Annotated in this window: 18 protein-coding genes; 6 read left to right on the top strand and 12 right to left on the bottom strand. The window is 70.7% G+C overall.

The annotated features are described in order from the left end of the window. Positions 1-83 precede the first annotated feature (83 nt). Positions 84-1127, bottom strand: a complete 1044-nt coding sequence (locus tag IFR14_RS05425) for a glycosyltransferase family 2 protein (protein ID WP_274499387.1) — start codon at positions 1125-1127, stop codon at positions 84-86. A 61-nt stretch (positions 1128-1188) separates the two neighbouring features. Then, the gene (locus IFR14_RS05420; RefSeq protein WP_064294203.1) at positions 1189-1554 is read right to left on the bottom strand and encodes a sterol carrier family protein; all 366 of its coding nucleotides are present in this window, start codon (positions 1552-1554) and stop codon (positions 1189-1191) included. A 38-nt stretch (positions 1555-1592) separates the two neighbouring features. Between IFR14_RS05420 and purD the strand changes: the two genes are divergently transcribed. The 3 genes from purD to IFR14_RS05405 are packed head-to-tail and all read left to right on the top strand — an operon-like array spanning position 1593 to position 4249. Next, the gene (purD, locus tag IFR14_RS05415; protein ID WP_191940493.1) at positions 1593-2858 is read left to right on the top strand and encodes a phosphoribosylamine--glycine ligase; all 1266 of its coding nucleotides are present in this window, start codon (positions 1593-1595) and stop codon (positions 2856-2858) included. 11 nt (positions 2859-2869) lie between these two features. Beyond that, on the top strand, positions 2870-3748 hold the full coding sequence (locus IFR14_RS05410) for an alpha/beta fold hydrolase (RefSeq protein ID WP_124768662.1): 879 nt from the start codon (positions 2870-2872) through the stop codon (positions 3746-3748). 3 nt (positions 3749-3751) lie between these two features. Further along, positions 3752-4249: a 2'-5' RNA ligase family protein gene (locus IFR14_RS05405; RefSeq protein WP_191940492.1), complete on the top strand. Its 498-nt coding sequence runs from the start codon at positions 3752-3754 to the stop codon at positions 4247-4249. A 30-nt stretch (positions 4250-4279) separates the two neighbouring features. On the opposite strand, the gene IFR14_RS05400 is transcribed toward IFR14_RS05405, so the two are convergent. Together IFR14_RS05400 and IFR14_RS05395 are read right to left on the bottom strand one after the other, a co-directional pair. Next, a complete protein-coding gene (locus IFR14_RS05400; RefSeq protein ID WP_191940491.1) occupies positions 4280-5860 on the bottom strand; it encodes an MFS transporter in 1581 nt (526 codons plus the stop codon). A gap of 90 nt (positions 5861-5950) precedes the next feature. Continuing rightward, entirely contained in the window at positions 5951-6592 is a 642-nt protein-coding gene (locus IFR14_RS05395) for a PadR family transcriptional regulator (protein ID WP_191940490.1), read from the bottom strand. A gap of 94 nt (positions 6593-6686) precedes the next feature. On the opposite strand from IFR14_RS05395, the gene IFR14_RS05390 reads away from it, so the two are divergent. Then, a complete protein-coding gene (locus tag IFR14_RS05390; protein WP_191940489.1) occupies positions 6687-7625 on the top strand; it encodes a phosphoribosylaminoimidazolesuccinocarboxamide synthase in 939 nt (312 codons plus the stop codon). A 33-nt stretch (positions 7626-7658) separates the two neighbouring features. Here IFR14_RS05390 and IFR14_RS05385 read toward each other — a convergent pair whose 3' ends face one another. From IFR14_RS05385 to IFR14_RS05355, 7 genes are all read right to left on the bottom strand, one after another. Continuing rightward, positions 7659-8363, bottom strand: coding sequence for a hypothetical protein (locus tag IFR14_RS05385; protein WP_191940488.1), 705 nt, complete (start codon positions 8361-8363; stop codon positions 7659-7661). Between the two features lie 211 nt (positions 8364-8574). Then, positions 8575-9702: a zinc-binding dehydrogenase gene (locus IFR14_RS05380; protein WP_191940487.1), complete on the bottom strand. Its 1128-nt coding sequence runs from the start codon at positions 9700-9702 to the stop codon at positions 8575-8577. 19 nt (positions 9703-9721) lie between these two features. Next, entirely contained in the window at positions 9722-10522 is an 801-nt protein-coding gene (locus IFR14_RS05375) for an HAD family hydrolase (RefSeq protein WP_342365648.1), read from the bottom strand. Beyond that, on the bottom strand, positions 10519-11781 hold the full coding sequence (locus IFR14_RS05370; RefSeq protein ID WP_342365647.1) for a TIGR03364 family FAD-dependent oxidoreductase: 1263 nt from the start codon (positions 11779-11781) through the stop codon (positions 10519-10521). Before IFR14_RS05370 ends, IFR14_RS05375 begins: the two co-directional genes overlap by 4 nt. Then, entirely contained in the window at positions 11778-13535 is a 1758-nt protein-coding gene (gene phnE / locus IFR14_RS05365) for a phosphonate ABC transporter, permease protein PhnE (protein ID WP_191940486.1), read from the bottom strand. Before phnE ends, IFR14_RS05370 begins: the two co-directional genes overlap by 4 nt. Next, a complete protein-coding gene (gene phnC / locus IFR14_RS05360) occupies positions 13535-14530 on the bottom strand; it encodes a phosphonate ABC transporter ATP-binding protein (RefSeq protein WP_191940485.1) in 996 nt (331 codons plus the stop codon). Before phnC ends, phnE begins: the two co-directional genes overlap by 1 nt. Positions 14531-14668: 138 nt before the next feature. Continuing rightward, positions 14669-15589 carry a phosphate/phosphite/phosphonate ABC transporter substrate-binding protein gene (locus IFR14_RS05355; protein WP_159877690.1) on the bottom strand — a complete coding sequence of 307 codons (921 nt, stop codon included), beginning with the start codon at positions 15587-15589 and terminating at the stop codon, positions 14669-14671. A gap of 261 nt (positions 15590-15850) precedes the next feature. On the opposite strand from IFR14_RS05355, the gene IFR14_RS05350 reads away from it, so the two are divergent. Together IFR14_RS05350 and IFR14_RS05345 are read left to right on the top strand one after the other, a co-directional pair. Continuing rightward, positions 15851-16996: an alpha/beta hydrolase fold domain-containing protein gene (locus IFR14_RS05350; RefSeq protein WP_342365646.1), complete on the top strand. Its 1146-nt coding sequence runs from the start codon at positions 15851-15853 to the stop codon at positions 16994-16996. A gap of 58 nt (positions 16997-17054) precedes the next feature. After that, complete coding sequence (locus IFR14_RS05345) at positions 17055-18485, top strand: alanine--tRNA ligase-related protein (RefSeq protein WP_191940484.1); 1431 nt, start codon at positions 17055-17057, stop codon at positions 18483-18485. Positions 18486-18499: 14 nt separating this feature from the next. Here the strand turns inward: IFR14_RS05345 and IFR14_RS05340 are convergent, their stop codons facing one another. Then, the gene (locus IFR14_RS05340; protein WP_191940483.1) at positions 18500-20551 is read right to left on the bottom strand and encodes a bifunctional lysylphosphatidylglycerol flippase/synthetase MprF; all 2052 of its coding nucleotides are present in this window, start codon (positions 20549-20551) and stop codon (positions 18500-18502) included. Position 20552 lies beyond the last annotated feature (1 nt).

Here is a 20552-nt window from a genome sequence, read left to right as displayed (position 1 = left end):
TCACAGCGCACGAGGTGGTGATGCACCACCCCGGTTCGCTGGGAGCAGCGAGCAGCGCGTCTGAGCGGAACGCTGTCCGGCGACTACTTGCGGCTGTGCTCCAGCGATCCGGCTCGCATGGCGGCCTCGTCGTTCAGGTCGACGCGGGAGGCCACGTAGTAGCTGCTCCACTTCGCCGCGTGGTACACGGGGTTCATGACGAACCAGTACGCCCGGCGCTTCCAGCCGTACTCCTTGTCGCGGACGATCCGCTTCGCGTCGCGGATCGCGCCGACGACGGTGTAGCCGATCTGCCGGGACCGTCGGAGCCGCGCGACGGGCTTGCCGATCCGTCGGAGAGCAGTCGTCTCGTCGAAGATGCGTTTGCGGTACTCGTCGAGGGTGAGGTCGTTGGAGTGGATGACCCAGCCCCGCGGCGCGTAGGCCTTCCGCAGGCCGGCCGCGATGATGTCGGCACCGAACGCCATGTCCTCGGAGTACGGGAGGTCGCGGTACGGGATGTCGCCGAGCAGGAGCTCGCGGCGCGTGGCCGAGTTGACGTCGGAGTAGAACGCGAGGGCGTCGAGCAGCCCGCCGTTCCCGTCGGCGAAGCCGTCGTTCGCGAACACCGTCGTCCCGAAGTCCGGTCCGAAGTTGCGGAAGACGTCGTGGATCTCGTACTTCAGCAACGGGAAGCAGGTCGGCCGCGCGATCTGCTTGCCCATGACCGCGACGACGTCCATGCCGTCCGGGTCCAAGGGCGTGGTCAGCTCGTGCAACCAGCGGGAGTCGCCCGGGATCGCATCGTGCGTGAGGTACGCGACGTACTTGCCGCGGGCGAGCCGGGCGGCGAGCTGGCGGGTCCGGCCGTGGCCGAACTCGCTGTTCGGGATGACGTGCAGCCGGACGTCCGGGTGGGCGGCGACGATGTCGAGCGTGCGGTCGGTGGAGCCGGAATCGATGACGAGGGTCTCGTACGTGCCGTCGTAGTCCTGCCCCTCGATCGCGGAGAGGATCTGTTCGAGGTACATCTCACCGTTGTAGGTGGGGATGACGATCGTCGCATCGAGCGTCGTCTCCGCCGGAGCGTCGAGCGGCTGTGCGTCGTCGGGACCGGCGTTCGCCGAGGGATCGATGTTGGAGGTCACCGCACCAATGTACCCGGACCGCGCCTGAAGCCGCCTCGGAGCGGAGGTGGTGGAGCGCCGGTCAGCGCGGCAGCAGCAGTGGCACGAGGCCCGTGAGATCCGCCCGCTGGCCGGACGCGTGCACCGTGCCGCCGGCCATCGCCGTGGTCCAGTCGATGCGGCCGGAGGCGAGCGCGAGCCAGGTCGGTGCGTCCATCTCGATGACGTTCGGCGGCGTGCCTCGGGTGTGGCGGGGGCCCTCGATGCACTGCACCGCACCGAACGGCGGCACCCGCACCTCGACGGTGTTGCCGGGCGCCCGCTCGACGAGGAGCTCCAACAGGTAGCGGACCGCGGTCGCCGTGTCCGTGCGCGACGCCGGTGCGTCCCCGAGCGCCTGCTCCAGGGCTGCTCGACCGACGGCGTCCGTGATCCTGGGTCTGGCCATGCATTCGAGGCTAGGCCATTGCGCCTTAAGCTAGACGGGTGAAGATCCTCGTCCTCGGTTCCGGTGCTCGCGAGCACGCCATCATCAAGGCTCTCCTCTCCGAAGAGGCCGGGCACCACATCATCGCCGCCCCCGGCAACGCGGGCATCGCGGGCGACGTGACCGTGGTCGGCATCGACCAGGAGAACCCCTCGATCGTGCGCGACTTCGCCCGGGACGAAGCCGTCGACCTCGTCGTCATCGGGCCCGAGGCCCCGCTCGTCGCCGGCGTGGCCGACAAGCTGCGCGCCGCCGGCATCCCGGTCTTCGGCCCCAACCGCTCGGCGGCCGCACTCGAGGGCTCGAAGTCCTTCGCGAAGCGGATCATGGACGAAGCCGGCGTACCCACCGGTCGCGCGGTCCGCGCCGAGGACCTCGACGCAGTGATCGCCGCGCTCGACGACTTCGGAGCCCCCTACGTCGTCAAGGCCGACGGCCTCGCGGCGGGCAAGGGCGTCCTCGTCACCCACGACCGCGATGCGGCCATCCAGCACGCCACCAACTGGCTCGGCTACGGCGGTGTCCTCGTCGAGGAGTTCCTCGACGGCCAGGAGGTCTCCCTCTTCTTCATCACCGACGGCGAGACGGTGCTCCCGCTCTCCCCCGCGCAGGACTACAAGCGGCTGCTCGACGGCGACGCCGGTCCGAACACCGGCGGAATGGGCGCCTACTCCCCGTTGCCCTGGCTCGACAACCGCTTCGGGAGCGAGACGGCCTTCGTCGACGAGGTCCTGGAGACCGTCGCGATCCCCGTCGTGCGGCAGCTGGCGTCGGAGGGCAACCCGTTCCAGGGCCTCCTCTACGCCGGCCTCATCCTCACGGAACACGGGATCCGCGTGATCGAGTTCAACGCGCGCTTCGGCGACCCGGAGACGCAGGTCGTCCTCCCCCGACTTGTCACGCCGCTGTCGGCGCTCCTGCTCGGCTCGGCCACCGGCACGCTCGGCGAGCAGCCGCGACCCGCGTTCGCCGAGGCGAGCGCGGTGACCGTGGTGCTCGCGAGCCAGAACTACCCCGAGACGCCCGTCACCGGCCGGAGCATCACCGGCCTCGACGCCGCCGTCGCCGTCGAGGGGGTCCACCTCGTCCACGCGGCGACGGCCGACGTCGACGGTGGCCTGGTCGCCACCGGCGGCCGCGTCCTCAACGTCGTGGCCCTCGGATCCACCTTTCCGGAGGCACGCGGACGTGCGTACGAGGCGCTGTCGCGCATCGAACTCGAGGGCGGTCAGTACCGCACCGACATCGCCGCACGCGTCTCCTGATCGCGGCCCGGATGAGCGCCGCAGCGGGAACGGGGTCGTCGGCCGTCGTCGAGAGTCACGACGGCACCAGACTGCACGTGGACGTGATCGGCGACGACACCCTGCCGCCCCTCGTCGTCCTCGCCGGCGGTCCGGCGCGCCACCCGGTCTACCTCGGAGATCTCGGCGGCCTGAGCACCAGACGTCGCCTCATCGTGCTGCACCAGCGCGGGGTCGGACGGTCCGAGAGCGGATCGTCGACCGCTGCGGCGAGCTGGCCGGAACTCGCCGAGGACGTCGAGGCCGTGCGTCGCTGGCTGGACGTCGACCGCCTCGAACTCCTCGGGCACTCCGCCGGCACCCGCGTCGCCGTGAGCTACGCCGCGCGCTACCCGCACCGGCTTGACCGCCTGTGCCTCATCACGCCGCCCGCCACCTGGCTCGTCGACACGGACGACGACAGCGCGGAGATCATCGCCCGGCACGCGGCGGAGGACTGGTACCCCGGCTTCCTCGAGGCGCTGCCCGCGCTGCTCGCGGCGCCGGACTCCGCGTCGGGGAACCGGCTGTTCCCGGCGGTGGCGCCCATCGCCTGGGGCGAGTGGGACGACACCGCCCGCGAACACGAGCGGCTGGGCGCCTGGCATCCGGCCGCGCAGGACGCGTTCGTGCACACCCCGACGATCGACGAGGTCGAGGACATCCGCGACGCCCTGCGCACCGTGACGGCTCCCGTGCTCGTGGTCGCGGGCTCCGAGGACGGCCTGACGGGACTCGCGCCCGTCGTCGACCTCGCGAAGCGGTTCCCGCTCGGCCAGGCCATCGTGCTCGACGGGTGCGGACACTACCCCTGGGTGGAGCAGCCGCGATCCTTCGCCGCCGCCGTCCACGGCTTCTTCCCGATCGGCTGACCGGTGCGCAGCGTCGATCTGACGTTCGACGAGGCCCTCGAGGCCGCCGTCCGCGACCGCTGGCACGCGCTCCTCGACCTCGGCATCTGCAGTCTGGCCACGCATCGCGGTGCGAGCAACCGTCCGCACGTCACGCTGTCGGCCGGCGAGGACCTCGAGCTCACCGGGAGGCCGGCCTTCGCGCCGTTCGCCGTCCGGCTCGGGGCTCCGCTGCTGTTCCCGCGTCGCTCGGGCGCCGTCCTCGCGCTCACGGTGATCCCCACGCACGAGCTGCTGGAGCTGCACGGACGTGTGGCCGGAGACGTCACCGGTGCGTTCGAGCACACCCGGCCTGGCGCCTGGACACCCCACGTCACGCTCTCCCGACGCGTCGCCGGAGAGCAGACCGCGGCGGCACTCGCCGTGCTCCGGTCGCTCGGCGACCTCCCGTCCGGGCTCGTCACCGGGCTCCGGTTCTGGAACGGCGACACCAGGACGGTCACGGACCTCCTCGGCCCGTGACCGTCCGGTGTCGCCGTGTCGGCGGAGCCGCTACTCGGCTTCGGACCGGGCGGTCGCGGCAGCCGCGGCGACAGCAGCGGCCTGTCCGTGCTGGGTCTCCGGGGTCGACCAGGCGGCCGCCTTCGGCTTCTGGAAGAACAGGACCACGACCGCGCCCACGAGCGCGAGGCCTGCCGGGAGGAGCAACGACTGGGCCATGGCGGTGGTGAACCCGGCATGCAGGAACTCGGGCAGCTCGCCACCCGTCACCTCGCTCACCCCACCGGCCGCCCCACCGGGTGCAGCGGGCAGCTCGGCCGCGAGGCGTCCCTGGATGAGCGCGGCGATGGCCGCACTGCCGAGGACGGCTCCGATCTGACGCGTCGTGTTGAACACGCCCGAGCCGGCACCGGCCTGGTGCTGTGGGAGCCCCCGGGTGGTGAGGTTGGAGACCGGGCCCCACATGAAGCCGTTGGCGAGGCCGAGGACGGCACTCGGGAGGAGCAGCATGAGGATCGGCTGCTCGGGCGTGAGGAGGATCGAGTACCAGCCGAGCGCGAGGGCCAGCAGGAGGAGCCCCGCGAGGGCGAACCACTTCGGGTTCACGCGGTCGATCGCCCGCCCGACCACGGGCGCGAGCCCGGCGGAGAGCACCGCCATCGGGACGAGCATGAGCGCGGACTGCGTCGGGGTCAGGCCGCGGACGGTCTGGTAGAAGAAGACGAGCGGCAGCGACATGCTGGTGATCGTGAACCCGATCGTCGAGATCGCGAGGTTGCCGACCGAGAAGTTGCGGTCGCGGAACAACGCCAGCGGGAGCAGCGGCTCGCCCTTCATGACGGCCTGCCACACGACGAACAGGCCGAGGACGACGACACCGGCGATGATGAGGCTCCACACGGTGATCGGACCGGTGATCGTGCCCCAGTCATAGCTCTGGCCCTCCTGGATGCCGAACACGAGGAGGAACATCCCGAGCCCGCTCAGGACGACCCCGAGCACGTCGAACTTGTGCGGGTGCGTGGCGAGCGCGGGGACGTTCCGCCAGACCATGATGAAGCCGATGACACCGACGGGCACGTTGATGAAGAAGATCCACTCCCACCCGAAACCGTCGACGAGCACGCCGCCCAGGATCGGGCCGACGAGCGTCGCGACACCAGCGGTCGCTCCCCAGAGGCCCATGGCCGCACCACGGCGGTCCGGCGGGAAGATGCGCGTGATGACGGCCATCGTCTGCGGGGTCATGAGCGCCGCGCCGAGGCCCTGCACGACGCGGGCGACGATGAGCATCTCGATCGAGCCCGACAGGCCGCACCAGAGTGACGCGAGCGTGAAGACGACGAGGCCGATGAGGTAGAGGTTCTTCGGGCCGAAGCGGTCGCCGAGTCGGCCCGTGATGAGCAACGGCACCGCATAGGCGAGCAGGTAGGCGCTCGTCACCCAGATGACGTTGTTGATGTCGGTGTCGAGGCCGCGCATGATCGCGGGGTTCGCCACGGACACGATGGTCGTGTCGATGAGGATCATGAAGAAGCCGATGACCAGGGACCAGAGCGCGGGCCAGGGGCGCACGGCCCCGGGTGTCGGACCGGAGACGCCCTGAGGAGGCGTGGTGGGGGTGGTGGACATGATGTCCCTTTCTGCACGGAGGACGGGTTCGCGTTCGGAACGCGAGGATGAGCGGGACCGCCGGCCGGACTGGTCGGTCATCCCGGAGGTTCAGGTGGAGGGTGTCGGCTGAGCGGACACGGGCGGGGTCGCCGCCTGCTCGTGGAGTGGCGCACGGGACCCCGGCACGTGCCAGGCGAGTGCGCCGTCGGCGATCTCGGCGAGGAGCGATTCGAGGTGGGCGATCTCGGCGCGCAGCATGGCGGCCGAGTAGGGGACGTTGATCCAGTACACGCGCGGGATCCCTCGCTCGCGCGCCCACGTCATGCGGCGATCGAGGTCGGCGAGCTCGGCCTGTTGCCGGAGGATGCGGGTCTCGAGCAGCATCCGCACCTCCTCGGCGCCCAGTTCGTGCGCCTCGGACAGCGCGAGCCCGAGCTCCGGGTACTCGTTCGTGGGGGTGCTGAGCAGCTCGCGCAGCCGCTCCCCCAGCAGGTGCCGGCCGAGGTCGGTGATCTCGAAGGTGGTGCGCTCGGGCCGGGCTCCCTCGCGGTCGGTCCCGGAGGCGAGCACGAGGCCGTCGGCCTCGAGTCCGTAGACGGCGCGGTAGAGCGAGCCGGGGCTCACCTTGACGACGCGGTCCTCCTGGCGGTGGAGCGCGAGTTGGTACATCTCGTAGGGGTGCATGGGGCGCTCGGCGAGGTAGCCGAGCGCGGCGACGGCGAGCAGGCCGAGCGGCTTGACCTTGCCCATGACCCTCCCATCACTCCACGCGAACTATTCCACGTGGAATATACTCGTACCGCCCTGAGGTCGCAAGCCCTGGCGACCGACCCGGCCACGGCCGATGCACGATAATGAACGAGTGAGCGCACCCTCGGAGACCAACGCCTGGAACCACGTCTACTCGGGCAAGGTCCGCGACCTGTACGAGCCGGCCGCCGGGCCCGACGACCTCTTGCTCGTCGTCGCGAGCGACCGGGTGAGCGCCTTCGACCACGTGCTCGAGCCGGGCATCCCCGGCAAGGGCGATCTGCTCACCAGCCTGAGCCTCTGGTGGTTCGACCAGCTCCGCGAGGTGCCGAACCACCTCGTGCCCGATCATGAGCTCGACGCCGCGGGTGTCGCGGTGTCCAGCATCCCGGCCGGGTTCGCCGGCCGGGCGATGCTCGTCCGGAAGCTCGACATGTTCCCCGTCGAGTGCGTCGTCCGCGGCTACCTCACCGGCTCCGGCTGGAAGGAGTACGTCGCGAACCGCACCGTGTGCGGCATCCCGCTGCCCGATGGCCTCCGCGACGGCGATCGCCTGCCCGAGCCGCTGTTCACCCCCGCGTACAAGGCACCGCTCGGCGAGCACGACGAGAACATCTCGTTCTCCCGGATGGTCGAACTCATCGGCGAGGACGACGCGGTCGCGCTGAAGGACCTGTCACTCGGCATCTACGAGACGGCATCACTGACGGCGGAACGCCACGGCGTCATCCTCGCCGACACGAAGTTCGAGTTCGGCCGCAACCCGGGGACAGGCGTCATCACGCTCGGCGACGAAGTGCTCACCTCCGACTCCAGCCGGTACTGGGACCGCGACGTCTACCTGACGAGCGACGACCCCACCGCACGCATGGCCAGCTTCGACAAGCAGATCGTCCGCAACTGGCTGGCCCACAACTGGGACCAGGACGACCCGTCGACACCCACGCCTCCGACCCTGCCTGCCGAGATCGTCACGCAGACGGCCGACCGCTACCGCGAACTCCTGGAGCGCCTCACCGGCAGCGGGCGCTGACCACCGGAACCATCCGCATCGCGGAGGTGCCGGTCAGCTCGTCTTCCGACGGGCGCGGAGCCGAGCGTTGTCGGCCAGGATGGCCTGCGCGTCGGGCAGCGGTCCCTCCGGCACGATGACGCCCATGAGCGTGGCCGTCTTCTCGAGTGCGTCGCGCGCATCGTCGGCCGCGAGCCGCGCCTCGACGAGATCGCAGGAATCGTCACTGCCCACCTCGCTGCGGGTGCCGCTGCGCTCCACGAGCTCGCGCTGCAGCCGCTCCGCGGTGGCGTACATGCGCGTCAGCGTCCAGAGCGAGGTCCACGGGAGGTCGTCGCTCAGCCCGATGAGGTGATCGTTGAGCGGGTCGATCCACCGCGACGGCTGGTGCCCGCCGTCCAGGCGACGACGACGGTTGCGTCGTTCGGCCGACACGAGCAGGAAGACGGCGACGAGGATGGCACCGAGCAAGGCACCGACGACGTCGAGTCCGGGCGCCCAATCCGGGTCGAAACCGGGGAGCGACACGGACGAGCGTTCGTCGTGGACGATCGACCACTCAACGAGCACGCCCACCGTCGCACCGATGACGAAGCCCGTGAGCAGGAGGAATGCACCGAGCAGGAGCGTGATCCTCCGCCGCAGCTGGTGGCCGCGCTGTTGATCCCCGGTGAGCTCACCTCGTTCCGCGAACGGATCCACGACCATGAGGCGACCACCGACACGGACCACACCAGGGTGGCGAGTCGTGACCGTCATGGCCCGAGGATACCCCACAAGGTGGGTCATGCGGCGGGATTCACGAGCCGAGATCGGCGGAAATCCGCGGTGGATCGGCCGTCGTGACCCCCGGAATGGGGGCGCTCGAAGAGGTCACGTCGCCCTCGGACGCCGTCGCCGAGACCTCGACCGGATCCCGCGAGGCTCGCCGGAGGGTTCGAGCCGGCTCGCGTGACCTCCCGCGGGTCGTTCAGGGTCGGACACCGACGCGCGGGAAGGCGCCCGATGCAGCTGCGACGAGCGCCTCGTCGACGTCCTGCAAGGGGAACTCCGGGCCGACGAGTTCGGCGAACGGATACCGACGCCACGCACCGGTCAGGAAGTCGACCGCGCGTGCCAGATCCCGCGGTCGGTAGTTGTGTGCGCCGCGCACCGTGAGGAGGCGTCGGACGATCCGTTCGGCGTCGATGCCGAGCGGCGCACCGGGCGACACGCTGCCGACGAGGACCGCCGTCCCGCCGATCGACAGCGACGCGATGGCGGCGTCGACGGCACGGGCGTCGCCGGACATCTCGATGGCCACCGGGAAGCCCTCAACGCCCGCCGCCAGGTGCGCGGCGTCGAGGTGCTCGGCGGCGCCGACCGTGGGGTCGACGGTCGCGATGGCGCCGAAGCGACCGGCGAGCAGCCGGCGGGCGGGGTCCGGATCGCTCACGACGACGCGCGCCCCGGCATCGGTCGCGATGGCCGCGACCGTCAGCCCGAGCATCCCGGCGCCGGTCACGAGGACCGCCGTGCCGGGCAGATCGTGCCCGGCCGCATCCAGTGCGGCTATCGCGGTGGCCGTCGCGCAGGACGCCGGCGCGAAGACGGCGGCGGGCGGCGTCTCCCCCACGATCACGATGGCGGTGCCCTCGAGGAGTTCGACGTGGGTGGCGAATCCGCCGCTCAGCTCCCAGCCGCGGTGGACCCGGTCGTGCCCGTACTTCGCGAGCCGGCGGCACTTCTGCTCCAGGCCGGCGGAGCAGCGGTCGCAGACGCCGCAGCTCACGACGACCGACCACACGACCCGCATCCCCGCGACGAGGACCGTGCCGTCCACCGCGGTGACGGGGCCCCCGACCGCCACGACGCGTCCCACCTGTTCGTGCCCGAGGACGAGCGGCGTGGCGGCGTCACGGTGCCCGAGGACGGTGTGCACGTCGGAGCCGCACACGGTCGCCAGTTCCACCTCGACGAGGACGTCGCCCGGCCCGAGCGTCACCCCGGGCACCGCCATCGCCTGGTGCGGGTGCCCCGGCCCCTGCCAGACCATCGCGATCGGCGACGGTCTGATGAAGACGTCGTTGCCCTCGTGCGCGGTGAGCGTCGTGTGCATGGTTCCCCCGGTCGGTCGTTCAGTCGAGACCGAGCAGCGCGGGCAACTCGGCGATGCTCGTGATGATCTCGTCGGCGCCCGCCTCGAGCAGCGTCTCCTCGTCGTGTGCTCCGGTGAGCACCCCGACGACGAGCCCGGCGCCGGCGTTCACCCCGGACAGCATGTCGCTGGCCGTGTCGCCGACGACGACCATGGTGTCGACGGCGCTCGCACCGAACCGGAGGAGCGCCGTCAGCGGCAGGTCCGGCGCTGGACGCCCTCGACCGGCGTCGGCGGGCGACAGGGCGTCGTCGGCGAGTTCGGACCACCCGAGGCTCGCGAGGAGCGCGTCGCGCGTGGCGGGGGCGAACCCGGTGGTGAACACGACGCCCACGCCGAGCTCGCGGAGCCGCCGCACCGTGCCCTCGGCTCCGGCGATCGCCTCGACGCGCCCCTCGCCGACGAGTCGCTCGTAGGCCGCTTCGAAGGCGGCGTTGCCGGAAGCGGCTCGAGCCTCGTCGCCGTCGGTCAGCATGAGGAACACGTCGAGCTTCGACTGGCCCATCGTGTCGCGGACGAGCTCGATGGCCGCGTCGAGCGCGTCCTCGGTGTCGATGCCGATCGTCTCGGCGGCGACGCGGAAGGCGTCCTCGACGACGCCGTCGTCCGAGACCGTCGTCCCGGCGAGGTCGAGGACCACCAGTTCGAGCAGGAGGTCGTCCTCGTGCGCGTCGTCGAACCCGCCCTCCAGCTCGTCGAGGTCGGCGAGGTCGGTCTCCACGTCGTCGTCGAGGTCGGGTGCCGCGGTGCTGTCCTGCTGGGGTCGATCGATGCTGGTCACGAGAGGCCTTTCTGAAGGTGGGCTGATGCGGCACGGATGCTGGTCGGCTGCGCCGGCGAGAAGGTCGGGCCGAGGTGCTCGGCGACGGCCAGCTCGCCGAGCGCGGGTCCGGTGGTCATCCCGATGCCCGTGGTCGCGGCGACCACACGGACGCCCGGGGTCGGTTCGTCGATGAGCAACTCCTCCGGGGCGGTGGCGTAGACGCCCTGCCAGCGTTCGAGGACGTCGAGCCTGGTCCCGAACAGCGTGCGTCCAGCCCGCAGGAGTTCGTCGAAGGCGTGCTCGGACTGGAACGGGGAGACCGCTTCGCCGCGACTGTGGGTGTCGCCGAGGATGATCGAGCCGTCCGGCAACTGGGTCGCCATGAGGTTGACGTCGAGCGAGGCGAGCCCGGGGTGGTCCTGCTGCAACCGCTCACGGAGTGCCGGGATGGCGGGTGAGTCGGCGAATCCTGCGTAGCGCAGGAGCGACCACCCGGTCAGGAGCGGCGCCGGCATCGGCATCGGGAGTTCGGCGCGCACCCGCACCATGTCGAGTGCGCATCGACGGACGACCGCCCGCTCGGCCAGCTCGGGGAGGAGCGTGTCGATGTCGTGGTTCACCGCGACCACGGTGAGGCCTGCGGCGATGACGCCGCGGCTGGTGTCGACGAAGCCGGAGCGCAGCCCCGTCACGGTTGTCCGGCGTCGGAACTCGACACCGCGGCGTTCCAGGTACGCCGTGACGGCGCCCAGCGCCTGACGCGGGTTCACCTGGAGGTCGCGTGGCAGCCAGGCGCCGCCCACCACGTCGTCGGCACTGATCGGCACCTGCTGCAGGAACTCGGCCGTGTCGTACAGGCGGACGTCGGCCGCAGCTCCCGCCTGGGCACGGGACGCAGCGAAGTCCTCGAGGACGCGCAGCTCGTCGAGGTGCCGGGCGACCACGTGCGTGCCCCAGCGCCGGACCCACAGCCCAGCGTCCTGCTCGAGTCGCTGCCAGATCTCCGCCGAACGCGCGGCGAGGCGGGCGGCGAGCCCGGCCTGCGGCGTCGCGGCCAGATGACCGAAGTTGCGGACCGACGCACCCTGGGCTTCGGCCGAACGTTCGACGACCACGACCTCGGCACCGGCGTCCACAGCGGCGAGCGCCGCGGACAGCCCGACGATGCCGGCTCCGACGATCACGACGTCCGCGCGATCGGCCGAGGCACCGAGCGAGCCGACGCCGAGGCCGACCCGCGGCGCCGACACCCCGCCGCTCATCCGTCGTCCGTTCACGAGAACACCCTCCGCATCCACATGGCGATGCCCTCGACGACGAGGACCACCGCGAGGATCATCAGCACGATGGCCGTGACCTGGTCGTAGTTCCCACCCTGGTCCGCCTGGATCAGGTAGTAGCCGATGCCGCCTCCGCCGACGATGCCGAGCATGGTCGCGGCGCGGATGTTCGTGTCGAGCGTGTAGAAGGTGTGCCCGACCAGTGCACGGGCGCCCTGCGGGAGCGTCGCGGCGGCGTAGACCTGTGGGCGCGTCGCGCCGACGGCGGTCAGCGCGCGTTCCGGTCCGGGCGCGACCTCCTCGAAGGAGTCCGCGATGAGCTTGCCGAGGAGGCCGATCCCGCAGATGCCGAGCGCGAGCGTCCCCGCCTGGGCCCCGAGCCCGGTGACCACGATGAGGAGGATCGCGAGGATGAGCTCCGGGATGCCGCGGATGCCGACGAGCGCGAACCGCGCGCCGGTGCGGACACCGCGGTTCGGGGCGACGTTCCGTGCCGCGAGGGACCCGATGACGATCGAGCAGACGAGGGCGATGAGGGTCGCCGCGAAGGCGATGGCGACGGTCTCGAACATCGCCTCGACCATCTGCTCCGTCGTGCGCATGCCGAACGACGGAGGCCAGAGTCGGACGAGGACGTCGGGGGCCTTGGCCCAGAACGTCACGAGGTCGCCCCACTGGATGTCGGACACGACGACGCCCCAGACCACGACCGCCACGGCGAGCCAGGCACCGACGGTGTCGCGGACGCGGGCCGGCGTCCACGGACGCTTCGCTGCAGCGACGATCCGGGACTCGGCGCTCGGAGAGGCGACCGTCCGGCTGCTCCCACCCGCCGCACGACGTGCCTCCCGGCCCGCGGCCACCCGACGCACGACGCGGTCACCGAGTCCACGTCCGGTCGGCTGCACCCCGAGCATCACGGTCCGCACGGTGCTCGACACGATCTCCATGACGACGCACAGCGCGAAGATGACGATCGCGAGTCCGATGCCGAGCGAGTAGTCGAGGGATTTGAACGCGAGCGACAGTTCACGGCCGAGGCCGAGGACGCCGACGTAGCCGAGGAGGACCGAACCGCGCAGGTTGATGTCGCCGCGGTGGAGGACCGTGGCCACCCAGGACGGGAGGACCTGCGGCAGGACACCCGAGGTGAACTCCTGCAGTTTCGAGCCGCCGGCCGCCCGGATCGCGAGTCGTGGCCCCTCGTCGACCTGCTCGATCGCGTCCGCGAAGAGCTTCGAGATCATGCCGACGGAGTGCAGCCCGATCGCGATGATGCCGGGCAGCGAGCCGAGCGAGAACATGAGCACGAGGATCATCGCGATGACGACATCGGGCACGGCACGGCTGAGCACGCCGACGAACCGACCGACCGCGCGCCAGGCCGGTCCCGGGGTCGTGTTGGCGGCCGCGAGGTACGCGACCGGGATCGAGAGCACCGCAGCGAGGACGGTGCCTGAGATGACGATCCCCAGGGTCAGGGCGGTGAGCGACAGCAGTTCCCCGGGCGGCGGGAACGTGATCGTGCCCACCCGGTTGAAGAAGTTGACCGCGTTGCCCCAGCTCGCCACCATGTTCGGGATCGAGATCCCGACCTCGATGAGCGAGTAGACCGAGAACGCGAGCAGCGCGATCAGCGTGAGCACGGCGGCGATCGTCTGCGGTCGGAGCCGACCGACGGGAACGGGTCCGGAGAGTCCTGGCGGGCGGCCGGCGGGCGGTGCCGTCTTCGCGGGTGCGGTGACGACCATCAGCGGGTCCCGCCCGGTCGACGGAGCTCGTCGGGCTCGCGGCCGTCGACATCGGCGTCGAACTCCCACTCCGGGTCGTCGGGCAGTTCGTCCTCGCCCACGCGCTCCTCGACACCGAGCAGGCCGCGGAGGTCGTCGTCGGGGTCGCCGAGCAGCTCGTCGGTCTCCAACTCCACCGCGATCGCCTGCAGCTCACGGGTGCTCGTCGCGACCCGGCCGTAGATCTCCATCACCTCGGTCTTGGACAGGCCGTCGGTCGTGGTGTCGAGGACCACCTCGCCGTGGCGGAGACCGACGATGCGGTCGCCCCAGGAGAGCGCGAGGTCGACCTGGTGCAGGCTGCACACGACGGTGAGTCCGCGGTCGATCGCGATCTCGCGGATGAGGGCCATCACCTGCTCGCTCGATTCCGGGTCGAGGGAGGCGACGGGCTCGTCGGCGAGGAGGATCTCGGGGTCCTGCATGAGCGCTCTGGCGATGGCGACGCGCTGCTGCTGACCGCCGGAGAGGGTGTCGGCGCGCTGGTAGGCGCGCTCGAGGAGCCCGACGCGGTCGAGGTGGCCGAGCGCCTTCAACTTCAGGGTGCGGCCGTAGCCGAGGATGCCGAGACGCGGTCCGCGGACGCCCGCCAGCGAACCGGTCAGGACGTTCTCGAGGACGGTGAGCGACGGGACCAGCTCGAACTGCTGGAAGACGAACCCGACGCGGGCGCGGAGCCGGCGCAGGGCACGCTGTCCGAGGGCCGGCACCTCGTCACCGAGGACCGAGACCGACCCGGCGGTGGGCCGCTCGAGGCCGTCCAGGTGACGGAGGAGCGTCGACTTGCCGGAGCCCGACAGACCGAGCAGGACGACGATCTCGCCGCGACGGATGTCGAGGTCGACGCGCTGCAGGGCGACCGTCCGGTCGAAGCGCTTCGTGACCCCGCGGAGACGCACGAGCGGTTCCGCTCCGTCGGGTGCGGTGCGACGCGCCTGCTGCTCGGTGACGCTCATGGCTGCTGCCTCTCGTGAGGTTGATGGTGGTACGGATGTCGCAGCTCGACAGGCTCGGTGACCGGGTGCCGGAGCACCGGTCACTGCCCTTCGACAAGCTCAGGAACCGCTTGTCGAAGGGCGGGACTGGCGCTCAGGTCAGGCCTGGCACTGCTTGGCGTTGGTCTTCTTGCAGATGTCGCGGATGGTGTCGTAGTACGCGTCGTCGACCGGCGAGGTGCCGTAGAAGGTCGCGCGGAAGGCGTCGCTGTCGGCGCTCTTCACGCCGGAGTCGATGATCTGGTCGATCGTGACCTCGGACAGGGCCTTCTCGAGCTTCTCCTTCACGTCGGCGGGCAGCGAGTCGGACTCGACGATCGGCGCACCGGGGACCATCGTGCGGTCGATGACCTTCACGCCGTCGTTCTTCTCGACCTCGGAGTCCTCGGCGAAGCCCGCCTCGCACTCGACGCCCTCGGCGGTCTTCGTCACCGAGACGTCGTGCTTGCCGGCGAAGACCGGGGTGATGTCCTTCTCGGGGTCGATGCCGGCCTCGAGCAGGTTGTAGCTCGGGAACAGGTACCCGGACGTCGAGGACGGGTCGACGAAGCAGACCTTCTTGCCCTTGAACTCCTCGATCTTCGTGATCGACGAGTCCTTCGGGACGATCGCCTCGGAGTAGTAGCCCGGCTCCTGCCCCTTGACGGTGATGATCGACGAGATCGGCGTGATCTTGGCCCCGTTGTTGAGCGCGGTCACGTAGGTGAAGCCGGAGAAGGAGGCGACGTCGATCTTCCCGGCCACGGCCGCCTCGATGAGGGCTGCGTAGTCGGTCGACTCGTGGTACTCGACCTTCTTGCCGGTCTCCTTGGCGATGTAGTCCATGAGCGGCTGGTAGTTGGTCTGCGTGTCGACCGAGTCGGGGACGACGCCGAAGACGAGGGTCTGATCGTCGACCGCGAAGGTCCCGGCCGCGGCGGAACCGGTGTCGCTGGCGGTGGCGCTCGAGCAGGCGGCCAGGCCGATCGAGAGGAGGGCGGCGGCGCCGAGCGCAGCGACGCGGGTGAGGGAGAGCTTCATGTGCTGGGACGTACCTTTCAGAAGGACCGATGCACCCGCCCGCTCCGCGCGTGGCTCCGGTGGATCGGAACCGCGAGTGACCGACGCGGGCACTGCTGTGTGCCGTACGTGTGATCACGCTACGAGCGGCGCCCGAACAGGGCCGGGCCTCCCGGTGAACAGGAGGTGAAGCCCCGCGGAAGGATCGATCAGGCAAGCCACGGCCGTCGTCCGCCGAGCCGCCTAGACTGCTGGAATCCGCCCATCCGAGCAGCAGAGCAGGTGAGTCGTTTGCCCCTCGACCCGATCTTCGTCGAACGAGCGCGGACGCACCGCGCCTACCTCATCTCGACCGCACTCGAGCAGGCGAAGGCCTTCTTCCTGCGGCCGAAGACGACCACCGTAGCGCGCCCGAAGCCAGCTCCCGCGGCGGACCCGAAGGCGACCTCCCCGAAGGCCGCCGGGCCGAAGGCGAAGCCCTCGAGCCCGACGGCGAAGGCGACCACCGCCGCACCCCGCCGCAAGAAGACGCGCGCACAGCACCGCAAGGCCGCGCGGAACTGGGACAAGAAGGAGCTCGCGACCGTCGGCGTCCCGGGCCCGGAGCTGCGCATCGAGGAGCACACGATCCCGGTCGCCGGCTTCCCCGACGTCCGCATCCGGCTCTACCACCCGCCGACGGCCGAGGGCGACCAGGCGGTGCCCGCGGTCCTGTCCTTCTTCGGTGGGGCGTTCCGCATCGGCGGGATCGACTACCCGACGACCGACGCGGGGTTCCGTCGTCGGGCGGCCGACGCCGGCGTGGTCGTCGCCGCCGTCGACTACGCGCTCGCTCCCGAGCACCGGTACCCGACGCAGCTGGAGCAGGCCCATGCGGCGCTCGAGTGGCTGTTCGCCGAGGCCGCGACGCTCGGGATCGACTCGGGGCGGATCGCCGTCGCCGGGGTGTCCGCCGGCGGCAGCATCGCGGCGGCGCTCACGCTCGTGAACCGCGAACGCGGCCGGCTGCCCATCCGACTCCAGCTGCTCGAGGTGCCGGTCACGGACCTCACCGGCGGCCACATCGACCTCCGTCCCGTGCGGGAGATGGGCATCCCGAGGATCTTCGCGATCAAGGAGCTGCGCTCCGTCGCGAAGACCTACCTCCTCGATCGACGTCAGGCGAAGGAACCGCACGCGTCGCCCCTCCTCGCCCGTTCGCACGCGGACCTCCCCCGCGCCGTGATCCTCACGGCCGAGTACGACCCCCTCCGCGGCGACGGCGCGGCCTACCTCGCCGCGCTCCGGGCCGACGGCGTCGACGCGAGCGGGACGATGTACCTGGGCGCGACGCACGACACCCCGATCTTCGGCGGCGTACTCCCTGCGGCCCGCCGCTGGCACGACGACGTCGTGACCGCCCTGCGGTCACTCCACGACGCGGACTGAGTCGGGCCGCCGCGCCCACCGGCTTCCCCTCGGGCCGGAAAGCTGGAATCGTGTCGGCATGGACGCCCACGAGATCCGGAACGCCTACCTCGACTTCCTCGAGCGGAACGGCCACGCGCTGATCACGCGGGCGCCGCTCGTCCCACGCGGCGACACGAGCACCCTGTTCAACGGCAGCGGGATGCAGGCACTCCTGCCGTACCTCCTCGGTGAGGATCACCCCGACGGACGGCGGCTGACCGACAGCCAGCCGTGCGTCCGGGCCCAGGACATCGAGGACGTCGGCGACAACCGGCACACCACCTTCTTCGAGATGCTCGGCAACTGGTCGCTCGGCGACTACTTCAAGGAGACGCAGATCCGGCAGTTCTTCACCTTCCTGGTCGACATCGTCGGGCTGGACCCGGAGCGGATCTCCGTCACCTGCTTCATCGGCGATCCCGCGAACGGCATCCCGCGCGACGACGAGGCCGCGTCGATCTGGGCATCCGTGTTCGCCGAACGCGGGGTCTCCAACGGGATCGCGGAGATCGGCTCCCAGGCCGACGGCGACGCCCGCGGGGTGCGGCCCGGAGAGCGGATCTTCTTCTACGACGGTGGCGAGAACTGGTGGTCCCGCGGCGGGTCACTCGAGGGCACACCGATCGGTGACCCGTGCGGCCCCGACAGTGAGGTGTTCTACGACTTCGGCCCCGAGTACCAGGATCCGTCCTTCGGCCTCGCGCATCCCGCGAGCGACGGCGGACGGTTCATGGAGATCGGCAACCAGGTGTTCATGCAGTACCGCCGACGCGAGGACGGCTCGTTCGAGGAACTCGCCAGACGCAACGTGGACTTCGGCGGCGGCCTCGAACGCATCGCCGCCGCGTCGATCGACTCCGACGACGTCTTCCGCATCTCGCTCCTGTGGCCCATCGTCGAGCGACTCCAGGAGCTCACCGGGAAACGCTACGAGGACGAGACCGCCGCGATGCGCATCATCGCCGACCACCTGCGCGGGGCGACGTTCCTGGCCGTGGACGGGGTGCGTCCGTCGAACAAGGAGCAGGGCTACGTCATGCGGCGGCTGCTCCGACGGGCGATCCGGCTCGCGCTCTCGCTCGACCTCCACGAGAACTTCTTCGGCGAGATCGTGCCCGTCATCGCCGGCTTGTACGCCGACGACTACCCGGAGGTGGCCGCCGCCCGTGACGAGGTCGTCGCCGTCCTCGTCAAGGAGGAGCAGTCGTTCCGACGCACGCTGGGCGCAGGCCTCCAGATGGTCCAGGGGTACGCCGGGCGGGTCATGACGGGACACGACGTGTTCCGGCTGTCCGACACGAACGGCTTCCCGAAGGAGCTGACCATCGAGGAGGCGGGGCGCCTCGGCATCGAGGTCGCTCCCGACTGGGAGGCGGAGTTCGCCGCCGCCCTCGCCGAGCAGCGTGCGCGGTCCCGCGGGGCGACGCACCTCGGCGCCGCCGGCCTCCCGGGCGGCGACACCGCCTGAGGGTCGGCCTCCGCTCAGTCGCGCTTGAGCATGTCGATGCCGGCGCCGGCGAACTGCCGAAGCGTCGCGTCCGGCAGGAACGCGCGGGTGAGCGCGGCGGCGATCCGAGTGAGGTCGCCCTCGTCGCGGTACAAGAGGTAGATCGGCTCCGATCGCGGGTTGAACTTCTGCTTGAACCGGTGGAGGGACGAGAAGCCGTACACGGGCTCCAGGATGCCGCTGAGCTGACCCAGCAGGTGCGCGATGCGGCCCTCGTCGTCCTCCACCCGGTGCGCCAGCGGCGCACCCGAGAGCGAGAGGATCTGAGCGCCCTCCTCGGCGAAGACTTTGGCCGAGGAGGCGATGAGGAACTCCATGACCGATCCGAAGCCCTCCTCGCGTCGCCGCATGAGGTCGAGCGTCCACCCGCGGTGCTCGCTGTCGGGGCCGAATACCGGGAGCCAGCTGAGGAATCCGTCGACGTCGCCGTCGGGTGAGATCGCGAGTGCCAGACGGACCTCCGGGTCGTCGGCCTCCTGCAGGGTCCCGAGGGTGAACCGCATCTCGGGCAGACCCTTGTCGCCGACCCAGCCTTCGGAGATGGCGCGGATCTGCTGTCGCACGCCCCAGGTCTCGGCGGCGTAGGTGCTCATCCGGAAGACCATCCCCTCGCGCTCGGCCTTGTTGAGCGCCGTGCGGATGTTCGACCAGGCCTTGCCGGTGAACGCGAGGCCCGGGAGGTCGACGATCGTGTCGTCGGCGATGATGAGGTCGCGCCATCCCTCGGGCATCGCGTCCTTCGTCGCCTGGCTGGAACTGAAGAAGCACGGGATGAGGGAGTCACGCTCGGCCGCCTGGACGAACTCCTCGACGCTGGCCTGGAGGTGCTCCGGCGGGCCGAGCGGGTCGGCGAGCACGATCGCGACGCCGGCGTGCTTCTGGTAGGGCACGAGGCCCACCGAGGTGCGGAAGTACTCCATGCCGTCCCATGTGGCCATCCAGGAGAGCGAGCCGCCGCCCTCGGTCCGGATGAGCGCGCGGGCGTCGTCCGCCGAGGGCAGATCCTGCTGCTGCTTCCGCCCGACGCCGAGTTGCCGGCGTCGGTGGGACGAGAACGCGCTGCGGGTCGCAAGGAGGTAGACGAGGAAGGCGAGCCAGAGCACCGACGTCGCCAGGAACACGTCGGTGTCGCCCCAGTCGATCGGGAGCTCGGCGGGGTCCAGCGGCGACAGCGCCAGGTACAGGACAGCGACCAGGACGTTGAGGATCGCCCAGACGACACTCAGCACCCATGCCCAGCGGCGACCGAGCCGCAGGCCGTTGGCGACCAGGATGATCACGACCGTGTCGATCGCGACGTCGAGCCACGGGCCCTCCGCCGGAGCGGTCGGACCGAACGGCCCGTTGGTCGGCACGAGCAGGGCGACGATCTGGACGACGCCGAGTGCCACGCTCGTCGTGAACGCGAGCAGTCGACGCTCGCGCACGCTGGCCCGCTGGATGCGGAAGGAACGGTTCACCGCGAGGACGAAGAGCACGGCGAAGGCGTGCTCGAGGTCCGCGAGCGAACCGATGAAGAGGACACCGATCGCGGCGTAGGACGCGACGATGATCCAGCCCCGCTGCCGCCAGGGCGAGGCGAAGAGCGACACACAGGCGGCGAAGCAGGCCATCGTCCCGCCGGACGGACCGACGTCGAGCATCCCGGCGAGGCTCGTCGCCCAGGGCCAGGGCAGCTGACTCGCGGCCCAGAGGAACCCGGCGGTGGCGAGGACGGCGACGAGCTGACCGGCGGCGAAGGTGATGAGCGCCACCTTCGATCCCCGCCACCACTCCAGCAGGCCGACCCAGGCGAACCCGATCACCGCGAACACGTAGGCCCACGGCTCCACAACGAGGAACGTGCCGGTGACGGGAGTCCACCAGCGCCCGGCCTCGAAGGCGGGCAGGCCGTAGGCGACCGCGTCCCACCACGGTTGCGCCGTCGTCGACTCCCAGAGGCCACGTCCGACGACACCCACGACGAGGACGACCAGCACCAGGGCGATCGTGACCGGCACCCGGGCGACCACCGTTCGGATCCTCATG

Origin of the sequence: Plantibacter sp. CFBP 8775 (genome assembly GCF_014839505.1) — a bacterium.
Lineage (GTDB): Bacteria > Actinomycetota > Actinomycetes > Actinomycetales > Microbacteriaceae > Plantibacter > Plantibacter auratus.
The sequence above is the reverse complement of the archived record's forward strand: the minus strand, read 5'-3'. Positions and strand labels throughout refer to the sequence as shown.